Genomic DNA, 20,025 nt, shown 5'->3' with positions numbered 1-20,025 from the left:
AACGGGGTAGTGGGGGCGTCCCGTCCCTGACGCCAGTTAAGTTTTTTTCACCCGACCGCCAGACCCAGACCGCAACAAGGCGGTTATCAGAGGGCGAATGCCGGCGCGGGTGTCATTTCGGCCAGGACCGGCGGAGCGGCATCGAACAGTTCCCGACGCGAATAGCCTTCGCGACCCCGGACATACAGGACCGCCCGCCCATTGGGCCCGCTGCGCTCGACGACCGCCAGCCGGCCTCCGATCCGCAGCTTTTCCAGCCAGGCCGTCGGTCGCGCCGCCACCGCACCCTCGCTGACGATGAGGTCCCAGTCCTGACCGGCCGGCGTGTTCAGGGACGCGACGTGCACGGCCACCCCGGCGTCTTCCAGCGCGGGTCCGACGATCTCGGCGACGGCCGCATCGGCCTCCTGCGCCGTCACGCGCAGGCCCAGCCGGGCCAGCACGGCGGCGGCATAGGGGGCGGCGATGGCCAGGGCGCTCTCGCCAGACCGCGCGTTCAGCGCCTGCACGAGCTTGGCGACCTCACGCGCCTGCATCAGGCGGCGATCGCCAGCGATCTCGACCTCGACCTCGCCATAGACGGCAAAGGCGCGCTCGGGCGCACAGAAACGCTCGCGCGGCACGGCCAGCAGGGCGGCCTGCAACCCCCGGTCGGTGACGTCGTTCACCCGCACCTGGGAATCGACCATGACCTTGCGTGCGGCGGCGAAATCCATTTTCCGTAACGTCCCTTGGCCCGGCCACGCCGGGATTCTGGCGCGCTTATAGGTCCGCGCGTCGCAGCCGACAATCATTGCGGCGGACAATCATTGCAGGGGTCAGGTCGATCTGATAGCAACCGCCCCTCGCGATCTGGGGGCCCGTCACACGGCCCTATGGCCTGATGGCGGAGTGGTGACGCAGAGGACTGCAAATCCTTGCACCCGGGTTCGATTCCCGGTCAGGCCTCCATCGCGATCCCGTCGGGATCAGCGCTTAATCACAGCGGTGCGGTCATCCAGCCGATGGCACCCGCCGCACCGACGCAACCGGCGACGATCGCGCCTGCCAGCGCGATGCGCATGTTGCGGCTCATGAACCCCAGAATGCTCGCCATGTCGTCCCCTCCCCGGACCGACACAGCGCCACAGATTTCACGGTTCATCAAGGTGGACGAAGCGTTAATGCGTTGAATTTTTGGTGACTGTCACGCTTGCCGCTGGGTCAGCTGATACAGCCCCAGCGCGCTCGTCACCGCCACGTTCAGCGAATCGAACCCGCCCGCCATGGGAATGCCGACGCCGCGAGCCCTCGCGATGGCCCAGTCGGGCAGCCCCGGCCCCTCCGACCCCAGCAGCAAGGCCCGTCGGCCACCGGGCTCCAAGGCATTCAGCGGCTCACGGGCGGTCGGCGACAGTGCGATGACCTCGAACCGCGCCACCTCCAGCGCGTCGATAAGGGCCGCCAGCGAGGGGGCGGCGGCACCCGGCACGCGCAGCACCGCCCCGACCGATACCCGGATCGACTTGCGATAGAAGGGATCGCCGCACCGCTCGTCGGTCAGCACGGCCGCCGCTCCGAACGCCGCGGCGTTGCGATACAGCCCGCCGATGTTGTCGTGATTGCCGATCTCTGACGCGGCCACGACCACCGCATCGTCCGCCAGATCCTCGAGAACCCACTCCACCGCTGCCGGCCGGGGCTTCTCTCCCAGCGCCAGGATGCCTCTGTGAAGAGGGAAGCCAGCGATCCGGTCCAGCACGGCCTGGCTCGCCGCGAAGATCGGCACCCCGGACGGAACGGCCCGCAGCATCGACGTCAGGGCCTCGACCCGGCTGGCGGCGATCAGCACCGATCGCGGCCGACACAGCGACGCCGCCGACAGCAGGGTGCGCAGAACGACCTCCCCCTCCGCGATGAACAGTCCCTCCCGCCCCGTCAGGTCGCGCTCTCGGATATCGCGATAGGATGCGACGCGCGGGTCGTCTGGGTCGTCGATGGTCTCGATCCACATGGCCGACATTTCCCGTTGCGCCGCCGATGCGGCCGCTGCTATAGGCCCGCCTCCCGAGCCTCTGTTCCGCGGTAGCTCAGTGGTAGAGCAGCCGACTGTTAATCGGCTGGTCGTAGGTTCGAATCCTACCCGCGGAGCCACTCGGCCTTTCCAGGCACATGGCTATCGAGATCGATCGGGCAACCAGGTGACCTGACGCGCGCCGTCCGGACCCGTCCACGCGATCCGCCATCCCTGCCCGGCTCGCGCCAGACCGTTTTCCGCCGCGCCCGTCAACTCGGGCGGGACGAATGCACGATCGCCCACCCTCAACCCAGCCCCCGCATCGTCGCCGACGGCGAGCATCCAACGCCCCTCCGCATCGCTCTTCGCGGTCAGACCCACGCCGTTGCGGACGATCGCGACCTCTGTGTTCGCGGCGGCCCGACCGGACAGAAAGCCCGCGCGACCGTCGGCGTCGATCGCGTCCAGCGCGCCCGCCCCATCAAGCCGTCGAGTCGGCGCCCCAATGCCGAGGATGGCCACAGGCCCGCGAGGATCGGCCGAGACCAGCAGCCGTCCGGGCGCGGGATAGGCGATCTGGCCCACCTGCGCCTCCACGGCCAGCACCGCATCCGCCTTGGGGGCCGGCAGCCGGATATCGAAATGCCCCGCCTCGTCCGCTCCGGCGGCAAAGGCGACGCCGTCCGCTCCGGTCAGGACCACGCGCCCGAATGGCGCCGCCATGCCGATGACATGGATGGCGTCCCCTCCACGCGTGACCTGTTCCACCCGCGGCTCTGCGATCCAGCCGTTGTTGGCCGTCTCTGAGCCCGTCGGTTTTTCGGCCGGCGATCCGCACGCCGCCACCAGCAGGGCCGCGCCGAACATCATCTGAATGACAAAGAGGCGTTTCATCGGGCTCGCCGCGACTATAGGACAGGCGTCTCGATAGCCCGTCCATCGGCGCGCTGTCTCGCCCCACCTTGCCGTAGAGAACCCATGAGCCCTCCGGAGCCTCGCATCGCCCCCTTCGACGGGTCATCCGTCTGCCTGTTCTGCGGCTCCTCCGATGCGGCCGATCCCAAATACACACGCGCCGCCGCCGACTTCGGCACGGCTGCGGCTCGTGCGGGGTGGCGGCTGGTCTATGGCGGCGGAGGCGTCGGCCTGATGGGGGCCTCTGCCAGGGCGGCACACGCCGCCGGCGGCAGGGTCCTGGGGGTCATGCCCGAGTTCCTGCGCAGCCGCGAACGCCTGTTCGACGAGGTCGAGACCCTGGTCGTCACCTCGATGCACGAGCGCAAGCAGATCATGTACGACCAGTCCGACGCCTTCGTCGTCGCGCCGGGCGGCATAGGCACGCTGGAGGAAGTCGTCGAGCTGCTGAGCTGGAAGCGGCTGGACCTGCATGGCAAGCCGGTTATCTTCCTGAACATCGACGGCTTCTGGGACACCTTCTTCGACCTGATGCGCCACAGCGTGGCGTCGGGCTTCACGCCGGAATCCTTCCTCCAAGCCTGGAGTGTCGCGGACACCGTCGAGGATGCCATCACGCAGATGGCACGGGGCACCGACGCGGTCTTGCAACATGATCGTCGATAAGTGATCATCGCTTAGTCAACGCCGCATCGAGGATGCATCGTCCGTCTGTTTCAAAAACGCAGATTGACAGTTTCTAAAAAAGACGCACTATCGGGGCGCTGACACTGAGGGCCGATCCGGCCCGGTCCCATCTCGGAGCCTCTTCATGCGCGCTGTCCTCCTCGCCGCCGCCCTTCTGCTTGCCCCGGCCACCGCCACCCAGGCCCTGCCTGGCGGCACCAGCACCTTCACGGTCCAGAACGTCGCCTTCACGCCGCAGGCCCCGATCCTCATCGACGGCGTCAACTGGCGCTGCAATACAGAGAATGTCTGCGTCGGGACCGGCGGTCAGTCCCAGCCTGCCAGCCGCGCCTGCCGCCGGGTGGTCGCCCGCGTCGGCGTCGCCCTGGCCAGCTTCACCTACAAGGGCACGACGCTGAGCGACGACGAGCTCGCCGCCTGCAACATCGCCGCCGCCAACGCCTGATCCCGCCGTATCCTCCCCGTCCGCTCCGCGGATGGGGAGGAGACCACGGCCCTAGACCACTTCGCCCTTCAGCCGCTTCTCGATCCGCTCGCGCCCGATCATAGGCACGAGCGTCGCCATGTCCGGCCCGTGCGGCTGCCCGGTCAGGATGTGGCGCAGCGGCATGAACAGGGCCTTGCCCTTGGCCCCCGTGCTGTCCTTGACCGCGCTGGTCCAGACCGACCAGGCCCCCGCATCGATCGTCTGCGGCAGCACGGCCAGGGCCGCCGCCGCGAAGGCCGGATCTTCGATCACCGGCGTCACCGGGCCCCGCACGATCCGGGCCAGATCGACCACGTCGCCGAACTTCGTCAGGTTCGCCCGCACCGCCTCCCAGAACGCCTCGCCCAGGTCGCAGTCCAGCGCCGCCAGCCGATCCCTGGCCACCGCATAGGGCATGGCGTGCAGCGCCTGGGCGTTCAGCCGGTCCAGATCGTCGGTGTCGTACCGCGCCGGCGACCGGCCCATCTTGTCGAAGCTGAAGCCTTGCCCCAGCGCCTCGATGCTGTCGGCGACCTCCAGCGGGTCCGAGGTCCCGATCCGGCCCAGATGGCTGGTGATGGCGATCGGCTCGTATCCCTGCTCGCGCATCTCGGCGACCGACAGCGACCCCAGCCGCTTGGACAGCGCCGCGCCATCGGCCCCGACCAGCAGCGGCATGTGGGCGAAGGTCGGCACCGTGGTCCCCAGACCGGCTGCGATCAGCGCCTCGAAGATCTCAATCTGCGCGCCGGTATTGGTCGTGTGATCCTCGCCCCGGATGACGTGGGTGATCCCCATGTCGATGTCGTCCACCACCGACGGCAAGGTATAAAGATACAGCCCGTCCTCTCGGATCAGAACCGGATCGGACATGGAGGTCGTGTCCACCTCGGCATGGCCGCGCGACAGGTCCTCCCAGGCCACGCGGCGGCCGTCCAGCTTGAAGCGCCAATGCGGCTTCCTGCCCTCGGCCTCGAACGCGGCCTTCTCGTCCTCGCTCAGCGCCAGGGCCGCGCGGTCGTAGATCGGCGGCAGGCCGCGCGACAGCTGCACCTTGCGGCGACGATCCAGTTCCTCGGGCGTATCCCAGGCCGGATACAGCCGCCCGGCGGCCTTCAGTCGCTCGGCCGCGTCGTGATAGCGCTCGAACCGCCTGGACTGGTTATACCGCTCGTCCCAGACCAGACCCAGCCAGGTCAGGTCGTCCTCGATCCCCTGCTCGAACTCGGGCGTCGATCGCGCCAGGTCGGTGTCGTCGATCCGCAGCACGAACGATCCGCCCTGCCCCTTGGCGAACATCCAGTTGACCAGGGCGGTGCGGACGTTGCCCACATGCAGCTTGCCGGTGGGCGACGGGGCGAAACGGACCTTGACGGGCGGGTGGGCGGACATGGGGACAGGCGACCTTGAAAGCGAGGCGCACAGGTCGTTCGTCCCGCCTCTCAAGTCAAGGACAGCCGCGAACCGGCGGTCATCCTCGATTTTCGGCTTCCCGCGCAACGATCTTGCGGCATAAGGCGACGATGACCGCGACCGCGACCCTGACCATCGATCTGGATGCCCTTGCGCACAACTTCCATGCGCTCGAGGCCGTATCCGGCGCGCCGGTGCATCCGGTGGTCAAGGCCGACTCTTACGGCCTCGGTGCCGTCCCGGTCGCCACCCGGCTGATGACCGAAGGCGCGCGGACCTTTTTCGTGGCGCGCTTGGCCGAGGGTCTCGTCCTGCGCACCACCCTCGGTCCGGAGCCCACCATCTATGTGCTGGACGGCTGCGTCGGCGACGCCGCCCAGGCGCTGAAGACGGCCGATCTCCGGCCCATCCTCAACCACACCGATCAACTCATGGCCTGGCGCGCAGTGGGCGACGGAGCCTGCGGCCTCCAGATCGATACCGGCATGAACCGGCTCGGCTTCCGGGTAGAGGCCGCCCCCGAGCCGTTCGACGGCCTGTCGCTGGTCATGAGCCATCTGGCCTGCGCCGACGACCCTACCGAGCCGATGAACCGGCGACAGCGCGACGCCTTCGCCGCCATCGCGGCCCGCTACCCCGGCGCGCTCAGATCCTTCGCCAACTCCGGCGGCTGTTTCCTGGGCCCCGACTACGCCTTCGACGCGGTCCGGCCCGGTATCTGTCTGTATGGCGGCGGCCCCGAAGGCCGTCCGGACGATCGGATCAGGGCCGTCGCCGCCCTGTCCGCCCGGGTCCTTCAGGTCCGCGATGTCCCCGCCGGCGAGAGCATCGGCTATTCGCGCGGCTTCGTCGCCGACACCCCTCGCCGCATCGCCACCTGCGGCGCGGGCTATGCCGATGGCGTCCTGCGCAGCCACTCCCCCAGAGGCCAGGTCTGGGTCGCCGACGCCTTGCGGCCAATCCTCGGCCGCGTCTCCATGGACGTCATCGCCGTGGACCTGACCGGGCTCGACGTGACGGTCGGCGACACGGTCGAACTGTTTGGCCCCAACAGCCCCCTCGACGACGCGGCCGCGGCGGCCGGGACGATCAGCTACGATCTCCTGACCTCGGTCACCGCGCGGGTACCGAGGCGATATGTGGGTCGATGAGCGTTCTCCCTCCCCCTCGGGGGCATGAGGCCGATCGCATACGATCGGCTCCCATATGGTCGAAGCGCAGCGGAGACCGGGTGGGTCGGGCAAGACGGTGCAAGGCACCGATCTGACAGACCTGCGCGGTCGGACAGGTTCATCACGGAGAGCACGGAGGAAGGCACGAAGAGCACGGCGGAACCGAGCGTCATCAACGTTCGCCGCCCCTTCCTGATGCCTGAAAGAAATGGCGGTTTCGCCGCGATCCATCCCGAAGGCCTTCCCCGACCGCAACCGCACACGCGGTCCCGTCGTGTCCTTCGTGGCTTTGCTTCCTCCGTGCTCGCTGTGAAGAAACCCTTCCTTCCTGTCCGCCACGACAGCCACCGTTGTCCGCGCTGACCCCGAAAACCCCAAGGTTTCCAACACCCGCCCTCCCCACCGTTCGCAGCGGAAGAGCGATCAGACACGTCTCCTCCCCCGTCCCGAAGGGACGGGAGGTGGCTGCGAGCCCTTGCGAGCGGACGCAGGGGTTCTTGCCACTCCGGCCACCTTCGCGCTTGACCTCCCTGCCCTACCGTCGTGATCTCTGGCCTTCCCCATTTTGTGCCCGGATCCCGCCATGTCCCGATTGCTCGTCACTGCCTGCGCTTTCGCTCTGCTCTCCGCCGCCCCCGCGATGGCCCAGAGCACCGATGGCCGCATCGGAACCGGCGCGGGCCCCACCGCCCCGAACATCGGTGGCTTTCCCGACAGCCCGGCCATCCCCACCCCGACCCAGGCCACCTATCCCGGCACGATCCGCTACGAGGCCGACGTCACCGACCTGGATCACCGCGTGATCTCGGCGCGTCAGTTCATCCCGGTGCGCCCCGGCCCCCTGACCCTGCTCTATCCGAAATACCTGCCGGGCAATCACGCCGATTCGGGACCGATCCAGCTGCTGGCCGGGGTCGTCATGATCGCCAACCGCCAGCGGATCGAGTGGCGCCGCGACGCCGTCGACCCCTATGCCTTCCACCTCGACGTCCCTGCGGGCGTGTCGGAGATCGAGGTGAACCTGCAGTGGCTGACCCAGGCCGACAACGCGAACTGGCGCGTCGTCATGACCCCCTCGATCGTCAATCTGGAGTGGGAAAAAGCCATCCTGTATCCGGCAGGATACCTCTCCACCGGCATCATGGTGGAAGCCTCGGTCAAGCTGCCCGCCGGCTGGAACTACGGCACCGCCCTGACCACCCTCAGCCACGAGAACGACGTGACCCGGTTCGCGCCCGTCGATCTCTACACCCTGGTCGACAGCCCCATGTTCGCCGGGGCCAACTATCGCCGCATCGACATCGACCCGGCCGGCGAAAACGTCCACCTGAACATTGTCTCCGACGAGCCGGGCAACATCGCCCCCACCGCCGAACAGCTGGGCTACTACGAAAACCTGGTGGCCCAGACCGACCGCCTGTTCGGTGCGCGTCACTATGACCATTACGAGTTCCTGCTGGCCCTGACCGACCAGCTGGGCGGAATCGGGCTGGAGCATCACCGCAGTTCCGAAAACACGGCCTCGCCCGACTATTTCACCAACTGGGGCCGGTCGGTCGGCAACCGCTCGCTGCTGCCGCACGAGTTCACCCATTCCTGGAACGGCAAGTTCCGTCGCCCGGCGGACGAGCTGACCGCAAACTACAATGTGCCGACCGAGAACAGCCTGCTCTGGGTCTATGAGGGCCAGACCGAATATTGGGGCGACGTGCTGTCGGCCCGCAGCGGCCTGCACACCCTGGATCAGACCCGCATCATCCTGGCCAATCGCGCGGCCTTCTATCAGAACCAGCCGGGCCGGGCCTGGCGCACTCTGCAGGACACCAACAACCACAACCTGCTCGGCTACCGCGTACCCGGTCAGTGGGGGTCGTGGATGCGCGGCACCAGCGACTATTACGACGAGGCGGCGCTGATCTGGCTGGATGCCGACACCTTGATCCGTGAACGGACGAACGGCCGAAAATCGCTGGACGACTTCGCCAAGGCCATGTTCGGCGCGGGCGTGCAGGGCTCCGACGGGGTCTGGGTGCCAAACGGCTATACCTTCGCCGATGTGGTCGGAGCATTGAATGGCGTCACCGAATACGACTGGGCCACCTTCCTGCGCACCCGGCTCGACGCCAGCGGCCCGGATGCAACAGCCCCGCTCGATGGCCTGGAGCGCGCCGGGTACCGGCTGATCTACGTCGACACGCCTTCCGCCGAGGAAAAGGCCATGAGCGGCAACTGGGGCTCTGACTTCCAGTATTCGCTGGGATTCAGCCTCAGCGGCCCGACCAACCGCATCAGCGGCATCCGCTGGGGTGGACCGATCTACGAAGCCGGCATCGGCGCGGGGTGGGACCTGATCGCCGTCGGCGACAAGGCCGCCAGCCCCGAGGTCCTGCGCGACGCCGTCACGGCTTCCAAGGGCGGCACCACCCCGATCCGGCTCACGCTCAAGAACGGCACGCGCATCCGCACCCTCGACCTCGCCTGGACCGAGGGGCTCCGTTACCCCCGGCTGGAGCGGATCGAAGGCACCCCCGACCGCCTCGCCGACATCGTCACGCCCCGGCGGCGCTAGCCCTTCAGGAGACCCAGCAGAGCCTTCGCGGCTTCTTCGGAAGACGCGGGGTTCTGGCCGGTGATCAGCTTGCCGTCGGTCAGGACGAATGGCGCGAAGTCGGCACCCTTCTGATACAGCCCGCCATTCGCCTTCAACATATCCTCGACCAGGAAGGGCACGACGTCGGTCAGGCCGACCGCCTCCTCCTCGCCATTGGTGAACCCGGCGACCTTCTTGCCCTTGACCAGGAACTCACCGTCCGTGCCCTTCACATGGCGCAGCACGCCCGGCGCGTGACAGACGGCGGCCACCGGCTTGTCCGCCCTGGCGAACGCCTCGATCAGGTCGATCGAAGCGCGGTCCTCGGCCAGGTCCCACAACGGGCCGTGACCGCCCGGATAGAAGACGGCATCGAAATCCCCGGCCTGCACGTCCGACAGTTTGTGGGTGCTGGCCAGTTCCGCCTGGGCCGCGTCGTCGGCTTTGAAGCGTTTCGTCGCCTCGGTCTGGGCGTCAGGTTCATCGCTCTTGGGGTCCAGCGGCGGCTGGCCGCCCTTGGGCGAGGCCAGGGTGATCTCGGCCCCGGCGTCCTTCAGGACATAGTACGGCGCGGCGAACTCCTCGAGCCAGAAGCCCGTCTTCTTGCCGGTGTCGCCGAGTTGATCGTGCGAGGTCAGTATCATCAGGATGTTCATGGCGGGGACTCCGTTCAGATGAAAATACAGCCAGGCTTGGCCATTGCCGGTCTGAACGCAGAAGAGCCCGGCGGTTTCCCGCCGGGCCCCTCGAAAAGCGATCCGCGACCAAACGGCCGCAGGTGGCTTTGCTTACTTGATCTGAACGGTCGCGCCGGCTTCCGTCAGCTTCTTGGCGATCTCGTCGGCGTTCTGCTTGGAGACGTTCTCGACGACGTTCTGCGGAGCGCCTTCGACCAGGTCCTTGGCTTCCTTCAGACCCAGGTCCGAACGCACGCCACGGACTTCCTTGATGACGTTGATCTTCTTGTCGCCGCCCGAGACGAGCACGACGGTGAATTCGGTCTGCTCTTCGGCGGCTTCAGCCGGAGCAGCGGCACCACCACCGGCAGGCATCGCCATCGCGACCGGAGCAGCGGCGCTGACGCCCCACTTCTCTTCCAGCAGCTTGGACAGTTCGGCGGCTTCGAGGACGGTCAGCTTGGACAGGTCTTCGACGATCTTGGACAGGTCGGTCATGGTCAGTTTTCCTTCGGAGGATGGGGTTCAGTAGAGGTTTGCGAAGATGGAAGGTCGGTCGCCTATGCCGCTTCTTTCGCGCCATAGGCGCTGAAGACGCGGGCCAGCTGTGCGGCGGGAGCCTGGACGACACCGGCGATCTTGGTCGCGGGCGCGTTGAGCAGGCCGAGCAGCGAGGCGCGGATTTCGTCCAGCGTCGGCAGCTTGGAGAGGCTCTCCACGCCTTTGACGTCGACGACGGTCTCGCCCATGAAGCCACCGACGATGACGAAGCGGTCATTGCCCTTGGCGAACTCGGTCGCGACCTTGGCGGCCGTGGCGGGGTTTTCGGCGTATGCGATGCCCACGGGACCCTTGAACAGGTTGTGGTAGTCGCTGCCGTCATTCGCCGCGAGTGCCTTCAGCGCCAGGCGGTTCTTGACCACCTTGAACGCTCCGCCGGCGGTGCGCAGACGGCCCCGCAGGTCTTCCATTTCCGCAACGGTCAGGCCCAGGTTATGGGCCACGACCACGCTGCCTGCATCGGAGAAGACGCCCTTGAGCGACTCGATCGATTCGGCCTTTTGTGCGCGATCCATTGCGGTCTCCAGTCTTGAGGTTCGCCGCCGGGCTTATTCCCGACGACGAGATTGGCCAGAGCGCGATGCGTCTGCCCCAAGGGGAAACGCGGCGCGTTCGGGCCGGGTAGCGATGTCCGAAGGATGCTGACGGGGTTCCGTCCCGGATACCGGGCCGACCTTGCGTCTTGCGTCCCCATCTCCCCACGGCACTGGAGGGCTCTCCAGCATTTACGACCCAGGTGACCCCTGGATCCCGAAGTTCTCGGACAGGACCGTCGGGACCGGGGTCTCGACGGAAGAGCGCGCTCTATACAGCAGCGCAGGCGGAAATCAACTTCAGTCTTGCCTTTTGGCAGGGTTCGAGCTTGCTGCTGAAGTCGGGCATTCGAAGGCTGCGCAGAACTTGGTCACCAGATCGGTCAGGAAAGCCTGCAGCATCGGGCCCATATCCGCCCCAACCTCAGCACTGAGGTCGAATTGCCGGGCCGCAATCTCTCGGCCCTGGGGCGTATCGTAAAAAGCGACAAGCGCAGTCAACTGCTCCAGCGTCAGGCGTTCGGCGTAGAGCTCCTCGGTATGCTCGAGCATGCCGACCATGTGGCGGCCCAACATTTCAGGCATGTTGGCTTGCATCCAGCGCACCTGCTCCGCCGGTAGCTCGCTGTTCTCCACCTCGGCGTCCACCGAGCGTTGCAGCGCCTTGTCCAGTCCATCTCGAACCGTCGCATCGACCAGTCGCTCGGCAAGGGCTGCGCGAGCGTCGCTGTCGGCGTCCTGGGCCAAAGCGGGGGTCGTGCACAGCGCAGATACGGCGATGGCTGCAATCAACAAATGGCGCATTTCGTTCGTAGCCCCGTCAACATTCGAGAAGCAACCTGGCTGTCCTGAGCCGCTTTGAATAGCGCAGGGCTGCAACGCAGACGCGAAAAAGGGCGGCGACCCTGCGGCCACCGCCCTCATTCATTTCCGACGGGTGTCGGGATCAGGCCGTGACGGAGGCCGGATCGATCTTCACGCCGGGACCCATCGTGGACGACAGGCTGATGCGCTTGACGTAGGTGCCCTTGGCGCCGGTCGGGCGGGCCTTTTGCAGGGCGTCGACATAGGCGCGGACGTTGGCTTCCAGGGCTTCCTGGGTGAAGGAGGCCTTGCCGATGCCGCCGTGCGCGATGCCGGCCTTCTCGACGCGGAACTCGACCGCGCCGCCCTTGGCGTCCTTGACGGCCTGGCCGACGTTCGGGGTCACGGTGCCGACCTTGGGGTTCGGCATCAGGCCGCGCGGGCCCAGCACCTTACCCAGGCGACCGACCAGGGCCATCATGTCCGGAGACGCGATGACGCGGTCGAAGTCCATGAAGCCGCCGTTGATCTTCTCGTACAGATCCTCGGCGCCCACGATGTCGGCGCCGGCGGCGGTCGCTTCGGCCGCCTTGGCGTCCTTGGCGAAGACGGCGACGCGGACGTCACGGCCGGTGCCCGACGGCAGGTTGACGACGCCACGGACCTGCTGGTCGGCGTGACGCGGATCGACGCCCAGGTTGACGGCGATCTCGATCGACTCGTCGAACTTGGCCGAGGCATGCGACTTCACGGCGGCGATGGCGTCGGCGACGGTCATCAGGGCCTGGGTGTCGGCGGTGAACGCCTTGGCGCGCTTGGTTTGCTTGGCCATGATTTAGCGCTCCACGATGTTCAGGCCGATGGCCTTGGCGGAACCTTCGATGATGCGGGCGGCCGCATCCAGATCGTTGGCGTTCAGGTCCTTCATCTTCTTCTCGGCGATCTCGCGCAGCTGGGTGCGGGTGATCGAACCGACCGTCTCGCGGCCCGTCAGCTTGGCGCCCGAGGTGATGCCCACGGCCTGCTTGATGTAGTGGGTGGCCGGCGGGGTCTTGGTGACGAAGGTGAAGCTTTTGTCCTGATAGACCGTGATCACGGTCGGCAGGGGCGTGCCCTTCACTTCCTTCTCGGTGCGCGCGTTGAACTCCTTGACGAAGCCCATGATGTTCACGCCGCGTTGACCCAGTGCGGGCCCGATGGGCGGCGAAGGCGTGGCCGAACCGGCCGGCACCTGCAGCTTGATATAGCCCAGAATCTTCTTGGCCATTGGTCTCTCCTGTGAATGACCGCGAACTCAATCGGGGCCGGTGAGCCGTGGTGCGGCATGGCTGCCTCCCACGGATTTGCCCCGGGGCCGGAGCCACGGGAGGCGCGCGTTTAGCAGGGTGAAGCCGGGGTGGCAATCAAAGTCTCCTCCCTGTCGCGCAGCGATGGGGAGGTGGCGCGACGCTTCTTCCGCATCGTGACGGAGGGGTTCTTGCGCGGCGACATCGCATGCGCGTCAAGAACCCCTCCACCACTTCGTGGTCCCCCTCCCCACCGGCCAAGCAGCCGATGGGGAGGAGACGCCAAATCAAGCCGCGTTCTTCTCGACCTGGCTGTATTCCAGATCCACCGGGGTCGGCCGGCCGAAGATCGACACCGCGACGCGCAGGCGGGCGGCGTCCTCGTCGACGCTCTCCACCTGGCCGTCGAAGCTGGCGAACGGTCCGTCGATGACCTTGACGGTCTCGCCGATGTCGAAGCGGATCGTGGGCTTGGGACGCTCGACGCCCTCTTCCACGGCGCCGATGATGGCCTGAACCTCGCGCTCGCTGACCGGCAGCGGCTTGGTGCCGCCCGCCGCGCCCAGGAAGCCCGTGACCTTGGGCGTGTCCTTGACCAGGTGATAGGCGTCGTCGGTCAGCTCCATCTTCACCAGCACATAGCCGGGGAAGAATTTGCGTTCCGAATTGACCTTGCGGCCCCGGCGGATTTCTACGACGTCCTCGGTCGGCACCAGGATCTCGGAGAAGCATTCCTCCAGATCGCGCTGCTTGGCCTGGTCGCGGATGTGCTGGGCGACCTTCTTCTCGAAGTTCGAATAGGCGTGGACGATGTACCACTTGTGGCGCGGGTTGGAGGCCACTTTGGTTTCGGGCGCTGCATCCGTCATGGGCGCGTCTTCCTTCTTTTTCTTATTGTCCGATGGCCAGGATCCAGGTCGAGGCAAAGCCCAGACCCGTATCGACCGCCCAGAAGAAGACGACCGCGATCGCGACCATCATGAAAACCATGACCGAGGTGATCCAGGTTTCCTTGCGGCTGGGCCATACGATCTTCCTGGCCTCGGCCTGGACCTGGCTGATGAACTGGCCGGGTGAGGTCCGCTTCTTGGGCGCGGGGGCGTCCACCGTGACGGTCGAGGCGGCAGCCGCCGTAGCCAACTGCGGCTTGGCACGGGCGGCGGGATTGCCGGTGCGACGGCCGGGGAAATGGGGCTTGGCCATGATCGTCTTGCGGGTCTCGTTTCGAACGCGGGTCCGGCCTCCGCAGATGGGGAGGCCCAGGCTGCGACGACAGGGGGGAAATGGCAGGAGTTGGGGGATTCGAACCCACGACCCCCGGTTTTGGAGACCGGTGCTCTACCAGCTGAGCTAAACTCCTAGACAAGTCAGAAACGCCGTGGGGCAAGCCCCGCGGCGCGTCCGTTCGCCAGACGGGGGGCTATGCCTGACCCGGCGGGCCATTTCAAGGCCGGATCAGTGATCCAGGTGCGCCGCGACCGCGTCGGCCTCGTCCTGCTTGTTGACGACCTGCTTGAACAGCAGCTTGTCGATGCGCCGGTCGTCCATGTCGATGACCTCGACCTCGAACCGGCCCAGCTGCAGGATCTCGCCCTCGTCGGGCACGCGCGACAGCTGGTGCAGCACCAGGCCGGCGATGGTGTGGAAGCCGTCCGCCTCGCCAAAGTCCTCGCCCAGCACGTCGGACAGCTCGTCCAGATCGGTCTGGCCGTCGACCAGCCAGGTGCCGTCCTCGCGTTGGCGCACGCTGACGTCGGCGTCGTCATGGCCCTCGTCGAAGTCGCCGGCGATCATTTCCAGCAGGTCGGTGGCCGTCACCACGCCCTCGAACGCGCCGAACTCGTCGACCAGGAAGGCCATGTGGACCTTGGACGCCTTCAGGATCTCCAGCGCCTTCAGCACCGAGGTCGACTGTGGGATGAAGGCCGGGGTCTGGACGTGCTTTTCGATATTGAACTCGCCGTTGTCCAGCAGGCTGTCCAGCAGGTCCTTCTTGTGGACGACGCCCAGCGGGTTATCGACGTCGTTCTCCTTGGCCACCACGATCCGCGAATACGGGCAGGTACGGACCTCTTCGCGCAGCACCTCCTCGGTGTCGTTCAGCGCGACCCAGAAGACCTCGTGGCGCGGCGTCATGGCGACCCGGATCGGCCGATCGCCAAGGCGCAGGATTTCCTCGATCATCGTCTGTTCCTCGGGCTCGATCAGACCCGACGCCGTGCCCTCGGCGATCATGGTCTCGACCTCTTCCTGGGTGACGTCTGATCCGTCGCGGTCCTTGACGCCCATGATCTTCAGGATGGCCGAGGTCGAGGCCGTCAGCAGCACCACGAAAGGATGCAGCACGATCGCCACTGTCGAGATCGGTGCCGCCATCTTGGCCGCGATCGATTCGGGAAAGATCAGCGCCAGCCGCTTGGGCACCAGCTCGCCCACGATCAGCGACACATAGGTGATGCCCACCACGACCACGGCCGTCGATGCGAACTCGGCATAGTTGATGGTCGCGGGAAAGGCCGCCTCGATGATGCGGGTCAGCTCGCCCGCGATGGCCGCCTGACCATAGGCACCGGCCAGAATCCCGATCAGGGTGATGCCGACCTGGACCGCAGACAGGAAATGGGTGGGGTCTTCCGACAGCTGCAGGGCGGCACGGGCCCCGCGATCCCCGCGCTCTGCGCGGCTCTGCAGCTTGGATTTCCGGGACGAAACGACCGCCATCTCGGTCGCGGCGAACAGGCCGTTGAGCACCACGAGGAGCAGAACGACGACGATGGCGATGAGTAACATCTAGGGGGGAGTGGGACCGACGCGGCGCGACAGTCGGCGTCCGCCCTGTATCGTTAGCCGAATGTGGCCGCTTTCGCCACGATTTCCTTATGGGCCGGGATCAGCGGGTTCGACCAGCATCCACCGAGCCATAGGCCCCACTGGTGGGACCCCGACCATCATTCGCCATCGCGCATGCGGAGACCCCGATCAGGGTGCCGATGAAGATGCCGATGTGCAGGGCGCGCCGCATGAAGGTTACCAAAATCCTAACGTCCGATATCGAACCTAGACGCCGGGATTCGGTTCCGGGCAAGCGGTCACCCGCCACCGGTTGTGCGGAACGGTAAACGCATCGGCGGGTTGGCTAATCCAGTCCCCTCAGAGTGCCCGTTTCATGATCCGCCTTTCGCTTGCCGTCGCCCTTCTCGCCTCTGTCTCCCTCGCCGCCTGCGGCGCGCCCGATCCCGAACAGACGACGCAGGCGACGCCGGCCTCCGCCCCTCAGGCCAAGGTTGGGGCGTCCGGACCGCTCTCGGCCCAGTCGATCGAGACCGCCGCGTGGTCGGCCACGTCACCCCAGACCCGGCCCACGCCGTCGGCGCCCAACGCAGCCCCCACCGCCCCCGGTGACGAAGGTGCGGCGGCCGCCACCACGGCCCCTCCCCGCCCCGACATCGTTCGAGCCCAAATCCTGTTGGACCGAGCCCGTTTCTCTCCGGGCTCGATCGACGGTCTGGGCGGCCAGAATACCGAGCAGGCCGTGGCGGCCTTCGAACAGGCGAATGGCCTGACGGTCGACGGCCAGCTGGACGAACAGGTCTTTGCCCGCCTGACCCAGAACGCCGGAGCCGTCACCACGACCTATACGATCAGCCCCGCCGACGTGGCCGGACCGTTCGTCGCCAACATCCCGAGCGACCTGGCCGCACAGGGCGAATTGGCCGCCCTGTCCTATCGCAATCCACTGGAGATGCTGGCCGAGCGTTTTCACGTGACCGAGGGCTTGCTGACAGCCATCAACCCCGGCGTCGATTTCACCCACGCGGGCCAGGCGATCCTGGTCCCCGCCGTCGCCGATCAGCCCCTGCCCGCCGCCGTCACCCGCATCACGGTCAGCAAGGCCGAGGGATCCCTGCGGGCCTTCGGGGCCGACGGAGCCCTGTTGGCCTTCTATCCCGCCACGGTCGGCAGCTCGGCCCGCCCCGCGCCAACCGGCCGCCTGACCGTGCTCGGCGTCGCCAATGAGCCGGACTACACCTATGACCCCAGCCGGGTCAGCTACGACCGGGGCGACAAGAAGGTCGTCGTTCCCGCCGGTCCCAACAACCCGGTCGGCTCGGTCTGGATCGAGCTGTCGCGCGATACCTATGGCATCCACGGAACGCCCGAGCCGTCCAGGATCGCCAAGACCGCCTCCAGCGGCTGCGTCCGCCTGACGAACTGGAGCGCCGAACAGCTGGCGAAGGCCGTCAAGCCCGGCGTCGAGGTGGTGTTCAGGTAGCCCTGATCAGGAAAAGTGCAGGCGGTTTTCCGCCCGGATCAGAGCCAGGCATCAGGGTTCCACAGGTCCCAAGTCCGTTCCGCCCCAGAAGCCGCACTGGTGCCGGTCGTGGAAGGTCGCATCGACTGTGTCACCCGCCGGCTCGAACACCACGACCGGCCCGCCACCGTCCGACACTTGGGGCCAGCGCGCGTCGAAGTCCGTGTCATGACCGAACCCGGCCCACAGCGCCATCATCCGCCCCGACAGCGCCCTCTGTTCCGGCGTCCACCGCTTCGTGTCAGTGAAGATCCACGAGGTCCCGAACACATAGGCCAGCTCGCTGGCGTGATAGGCTCCCATGTCCAGCCCGGTGATCCAGTCGGGGAGGATGAAGGGCGCCTCGCGGTCCGCGAACTCATATCCGTGGACCGGAACGTGCCGCGCCAGCAGCCGCCGCAGCGAATCGGCCGGGCATGAGAATCGGCTGTCGGTGAAGCTCTGGGCGATCGCCACCGCCGGACCTTCGGCCCCGACCGGATAACGCTCCAGCACGCGCGCACCCGCGTCGCCGTACAGCCAGTGGGTCTCCTTTTCATAGCGGTCCATGTCGCGCACCTCGACGGCGAACAGCCGCCCCTCGTCGGTGTTGGACCCCACCATGACCGGCACCTGGGTGAAGGCCCCGTTGGCGAAGGCCTCCGGCGGACTCAGCGGCACTAGGGCGTCGCCATAGACCGGCCCCCATGACCCCGGTCCGTTGATCCCCGAGCGCGTCGAGGCACCCCGAGCGATCCGCCAGGCGGGGGTCCGCCTCAAACAGTCGGCCACGTCCGGCCCCTCACATCCCAGATTGGCCGCGAACAGCAGCCCCGGCGCCGCCTGGTCCGTCGCCGCATTCAGCGACGAGGGTTCCAGACACGGCCCGCTCTGCAGGATGACGCGGCTGTACAGCCCCTGCGACCCCGGTGAGGCCATCAGGTAACAAGCGCTCCATGCGCCCGAACTTTCGGCGAACACCGTCACATTCATCGGATCGCCGCCGAACGCCGCGATGTTGTCGTGCACCCAGCGCAGCGCCGCCTGCTGGTCCATCAGCCCCCAGTTCCCACCGACGCCCTCCCCCTCGGATTCGAAGTCCGGCAACGCCAGCCACCCAAGTGCCCCCAGCCGGAAGTTGACCGTGACGACGACCCGGTCCTGCTCGGCCGCCAGCCGGCTGGGGTCATAGTTGGCCCCGGCCCCGATCGTGAAGGCACCGCCGTGCAAATAGACCATGACCGGCTTGGGTCGTTCGACCGCGCCCGCAGGCCCGTAGACGTTGACGAACAGACAGTCCTCGGCCCCGACCACCAGTCCGCCGCCCCCGCCGAGAATCGCCTCGCGTCCCAGTGCCTGGGTGCAGTCGGAGCCGATCCGCGTCGTGTCACGCACCCCGCTCCAGCGTTGCACCGGACGCGGCCCTCGCCACCGCAGATCGCCGACCGGCGGCGCGGCATAGGGAACGCCCAGGAAGGCGCGAACGCCGGCCCCCTCAACGCCCCTCACGACACCCGCCTCGGTCGTCGCCGTCACGAAGCTCCGATCACGCGCGAACCGCACATGATCCACGCCCCCCGGATGGGTCGAAACGCAGCCGCCGAGGAGGATCAGCGCCACGAGCGCGAGAAGACGAGCCAGCATGCCTCCTTCTAGCCCGCGTCCAACCCGGCATGCCACGCGGCATAGGGGGTATTCCTGGCCATGTGCCTGTTCAGGTCCGGCGCACCGTCGTGGCACCAGACCGGACCGCGCTCGCCCAGCGCCACCTTGGCGGCCTGGACGGCACCGCGCGCGGCCTTTAGCGTAGCGGACTCCTTGCGTTCCAGCGCGGTCCGGACCGCCCGTCGCGCCCGCATCAGTTCATCGACGTGCTGCTGTCGTTGCGACTCGGTCAACGCCGGGTTCGAAGCTCGCCACAGCCGCCCGCGCACGACGAAATATCGGCCGTCCGGTGTCGTCGGATAGCGGCTCAATAGTAGCCGTAGCTGCCCCGGCGCGGCACCCGCTCATAGCCATAGCGTCCGTCGCGATTGTAGCCGCCAAAGCCATAGCCACAGGGGTCGTCCCGCTCCGACAACTGGTTGCCGGCCAGTCCGCCGACCAGGGCCCCGATCGCCGCCCCGCGCTCGCGATTACCGTCGCCCGCGATGGCCGCCCCCGCGATGGCCCCCAAGGCCGCGCCGCTGGCCGTGGCATACCGCTGGTTCTCCGCATAGTCGCGCTCGCAGCGAGAGGCATAGCCGTCCGTCGTGGCGCAGGCGCTCAGCGACATCAGCGAAACACCGGCCACGGCCGAGGCGATGAGGATCTTCATGGAGGGCTCCTGAACAGACTCTCTGGCCAACGCAGGGAGCCGGTCGCGCGTTCCGTGGCGGAGGTGGCCAAAGAAAAAGGCCCCCCGGTTCGCACCGGGAGGCCTTGCTCGGTTCAGTCACTCACGCGCTCAAGCAGCGAGCCGCCGCGCGGCGAGCGTTAGCGCCCTTAAGATCAGGCGATGATCTTGGCGACGACGCCGGCGCCGACGGTGCGGCCGCCTTCACGGATGGCGAAGCGCAGCTTCTCTTCCATGGCGATCGGCGTGATCAGCTCGACGTTCAGCTCGGCGTTGTCGCCGGGCATGATCATCTCGAC

General features: G+C 67.2%; 23 protein-coding genes and 3 tRNA genes. 7 read left to right on the top strand and 19 right to left on the bottom strand.

The window, feature by feature from the left end; all coding sequences use genetic code 11:
• Positions 1 to 86: 86 nt before the first annotated feature.
• Positions 87 to 716, bottom strand: coding sequence for a protein-L-isoaspartate O-methyltransferase family protein (locus tag AC1DW4_RS14120; RefSeq protein ID WP_477017894.1), 630 nt, complete (start codon positions 714 to 716; stop codon positions 87 to 89).
• Positions 717 to 877: 161 nt separating this feature from the next.
• Here AC1DW4_RS14120 and AC1DW4_RS14115 point away from each other — a divergent pair.
• Positions 878 to 951 (top strand) — tRNA-Cys (locus AC1DW4_RS14115).
• 235 nt (positions 952 to 1,186) lie between these two features.
• On the opposite strand, the gene AC1DW4_RS14110 is transcribed toward AC1DW4_RS14115, so the two are convergent.
• On the bottom strand, positions 1,187 to 1,993 hold the full coding sequence (locus AC1DW4_RS14110; RefSeq protein WP_477017992.1) for a TrmH family RNA methyltransferase: 807 nt from the start codon (positions 1,991 to 1,993) through the stop codon (positions 1,187 to 1,189).
• A 65-nt stretch (positions 1,994 to 2,058) separates the two neighbouring features.
• Here AC1DW4_RS14110 and AC1DW4_RS14105 point away from each other — a divergent pair.
• Positions 2,059 to 2,133 (top strand) — tRNA-Asn (locus tag AC1DW4_RS14105).
• A 22-nt stretch (positions 2,134 to 2,155) separates the two neighbouring features.
• Here the strand turns inward: AC1DW4_RS14105 and AC1DW4_RS14100 are convergent.
• Positions 2,156 to 2,890, bottom strand: coding sequence for a hypothetical protein (locus AC1DW4_RS14100; protein WP_477017893.1), 735 nt, complete (start codon positions 2,888 to 2,890; stop codon positions 2,156 to 2,158).
• An 84-nt stretch (positions 2,891 to 2,974) separates the two neighbouring features.
• On the opposite strand from AC1DW4_RS14100, the gene AC1DW4_RS14095 reads away from it, so the two are divergent.
• Both AC1DW4_RS14095 and AC1DW4_RS14090 read left to right on the top strand, forming a co-directional pair.
• Positions 2,975 to 3,577 carry an LOG family protein gene (locus AC1DW4_RS14095; RefSeq protein WP_477017892.1) on the top strand — a complete coding sequence of 201 codons (603 nt, stop codon included), beginning with the start codon at positions 2,975 to 2,977 and terminating at the stop codon, positions 3,575 to 3,577.
• A gap of 145 nt (positions 3,578 to 3,722) precedes the next feature.
• Positions 3,723 to 4,043, top strand: a complete 321-nt coding sequence (locus tag AC1DW4_RS14090; RefSeq protein WP_477017891.1) for a DUF8200 family protein — start codon at positions 3,723 to 3,725, stop codon at positions 4,041 to 4,043.
• A gap of 51 nt (positions 4,044 to 4,094) precedes the next feature.
• Here the strand turns inward: AC1DW4_RS14090 and gltX are convergent, their stop codons facing one another.
• Positions 4,095 to 5,456: a glutamate--tRNA ligase gene (gltX, locus tag AC1DW4_RS14085; RefSeq protein ID WP_477017890.1), complete on the bottom strand. Its 1,362-nt coding sequence runs from the start codon at positions 5,454 to 5,456 to the stop codon at positions 4,095 to 4,097.
• Positions 5,457 to 5,587: 131 nt separating this feature from the next.
• On the opposite strand from gltX, the gene alr reads away from it, so the two are divergent.
• Together alr and AC1DW4_RS14075 are read left to right on the top strand one after the other, a co-directional pair.
• Complete coding sequence (gene alr / locus AC1DW4_RS14080) at positions 5,588 to 6,628, top strand: alanine racemase (protein ID WP_477017889.1); 1,041 nt, start codon at positions 5,588 to 5,590, stop codon at positions 6,626 to 6,628.
• A gap of 604 nt (positions 6,629 to 7,232) precedes the next feature.
• Positions 7,233 to 9,218, top strand: a complete 1,986-nt coding sequence (locus tag AC1DW4_RS14075) for a M61 family metallopeptidase (protein ID WP_477017888.1) — start codon at positions 7,233 to 7,235, stop codon at positions 9,216 to 9,218.
• Here the strand turns inward: AC1DW4_RS14075 and AC1DW4_RS14070 are convergent.
• The 11 genes from AC1DW4_RS14070 to AC1DW4_RS14020 all read right to left on the bottom strand — a co-directional run bounded on the left by AC1DW4_RS14070 (position 9,215) and on the right by AC1DW4_RS14020 (position 16,122).
• A complete protein-coding gene (locus tag AC1DW4_RS14070) occupies positions 9,215 to 9,895 on the bottom strand; it encodes a type 1 glutamine amidotransferase domain-containing protein (RefSeq protein WP_477017887.1) in 681 nt (226 codons plus the stop codon). The genes AC1DW4_RS14075 and AC1DW4_RS14070 overlap by 4 nt on opposite strands.
• A gap of 132 nt (positions 9,896 to 10,027) precedes the next feature.
• The gene (gene rplL, locus AC1DW4_RS14065; protein ID WP_477017886.1) at positions 10,028 to 10,414 is read right to left on the bottom strand and encodes a 50S ribosomal protein L7/L12; all 387 of its coding nucleotides are present in this window, start codon (positions 10,412 to 10,414) and stop codon (positions 10,028 to 10,030) included.
• 62 nt (positions 10,415 to 10,476) lie between these two features.
• Entirely contained in the window at positions 10,477 to 10,992 is a 516-nt protein-coding gene (rplJ, locus tag AC1DW4_RS14060) for a 50S ribosomal protein L10 (protein WP_477017885.1), read from the bottom strand.
• Positions 10,993 to 11,310: 318 nt separating this feature from the next.
• The gene (locus tag AC1DW4_RS14055; protein WP_477017884.1) at positions 11,311 to 11,814 is read right to left on the bottom strand and encodes a DUF2059 domain-containing protein; all 504 of its coding nucleotides are present in this window, start codon (positions 11,812 to 11,814) and stop codon (positions 11,311 to 11,313) included.
• A gap of 142 nt (positions 11,815 to 11,956) precedes the next feature.
• Positions 11,957 to 12,646, bottom strand: a complete 690-nt coding sequence (gene rplA / locus AC1DW4_RS14050; protein WP_477017883.1) for a 50S ribosomal protein L1 — start codon at positions 12,644 to 12,646, stop codon at positions 11,957 to 11,959.
• Between the two features lie 3 nt (positions 12,647 to 12,649).
• On the bottom strand, positions 12,650 to 13,081 hold the full coding sequence (gene rplK / locus AC1DW4_RS14045) for a 50S ribosomal protein L11 (protein WP_013269214.1): 432 nt from the start codon (positions 13,079 to 13,081) through the stop codon (positions 12,650 to 12,652).
• Positions 13,082 to 13,387: 306 nt separating this feature from the next.
• Positions 13,388 to 13,969 (bottom strand): transcription termination/antitermination protein NusG, encoded by a 582-nt coding sequence (gene nusG, locus AC1DW4_RS14040; protein ID WP_477017882.1) that lies wholly within the window; start codon positions 13,967 to 13,969, stop codon positions 13,388 to 13,390.
• 22 nt (positions 13,970 to 13,991) lie between these two features.
• A complete protein-coding gene (gene secE, locus AC1DW4_RS14035) occupies positions 13,992 to 14,303 on the bottom strand; it encodes a preprotein translocase subunit SecE (protein ID WP_477017881.1) in 312 nt (103 codons plus the stop codon).
• An 81-nt stretch (positions 14,304 to 14,384) separates the two neighbouring features.
• Positions 14,385 to 14,460: transfer RNA gene (locus AC1DW4_RS14030), tRNA-Trp, on the bottom strand.
• Positions 14,461 to 14,555: 95 nt separating this feature from the next.
• Positions 14,556 to 15,890: a hemolysin family protein gene (locus AC1DW4_RS14025; RefSeq protein WP_477017880.1), complete on the bottom strand. Its 1,335-nt coding sequence runs from the start codon at positions 15,888 to 15,890 to the stop codon at positions 14,556 to 14,558.
• 100 nt (positions 15,891 to 15,990) lie between these two features.
• Positions 15,991 to 16,122 carry a hypothetical protein gene (locus AC1DW4_RS14020; RefSeq protein ID WP_477017879.1) on the bottom strand — a complete coding sequence of 44 codons (132 nt, stop codon included), beginning with the start codon at positions 16,120 to 16,122 and terminating at the stop codon, positions 15,991 to 15,993.
• Positions 16,123 to 16,266: 144 nt separating this feature from the next.
• Between AC1DW4_RS14020 and AC1DW4_RS14015 the strand changes: the two genes are divergently transcribed.
• Positions 16,267 to 17,373 (top strand): L,D-transpeptidase family protein, encoded by a 1,107-nt coding sequence (locus AC1DW4_RS14015; protein WP_477017878.1) that lies wholly within the window; start codon positions 16,267 to 16,269, stop codon positions 17,371 to 17,373.
• A gap of 51 nt (positions 17,374 to 17,424) precedes the next feature.
• Here AC1DW4_RS14015 and AC1DW4_RS14010 read toward each other — a convergent pair whose 3' ends face one another.
• The 4 genes from AC1DW4_RS14010 to AC1DW4_RS13995 form a co-directional block, all read right to left on the bottom strand.
• Positions 17,425 to 19,035, bottom strand: coding sequence for a carboxylesterase/lipase family protein (locus AC1DW4_RS14010; protein ID WP_477017877.1), 1,611 nt, complete (start codon positions 19,033 to 19,035; stop codon positions 17,425 to 17,427).
• Between the two features lie 8 nt (positions 19,036 to 19,043).
• Positions 19,044 to 19,367, bottom strand: coding sequence for a hypothetical protein (locus tag AC1DW4_RS14005; RefSeq protein WP_477017876.1), 324 nt, complete (start codon positions 19,365 to 19,367; stop codon positions 19,044 to 19,046).
• Positions 19,364 to 19,708: a glycine zipper domain-containing protein gene (locus AC1DW4_RS14000; protein ID WP_477017875.1), complete on the bottom strand. Its 345-nt coding sequence runs from the start codon at positions 19,706 to 19,708 to the stop codon at positions 19,364 to 19,366. The genes AC1DW4_RS14005 and AC1DW4_RS14000 overlap by 4 nt, the downstream gene beginning before the upstream one ends.
• A 173-nt stretch (positions 19,709 to 19,881) precedes the next feature.
• Positions 19,882 to 20,025 (bottom strand): EF-Tu C-terminal domain-related protein (locus AC1DW4_RS13995; protein ID WP_477017546.1); only part of this gene is annotated, 144 nt, incomplete at its 5' end.

Source organism: Brevundimonas sp. P2_A6, assembly GCF_056404975.1.
The sequence above is the reverse complement of the archived record's forward strand: the minus strand, read 5'-3'. Positions and strand labels throughout refer to the sequence as shown.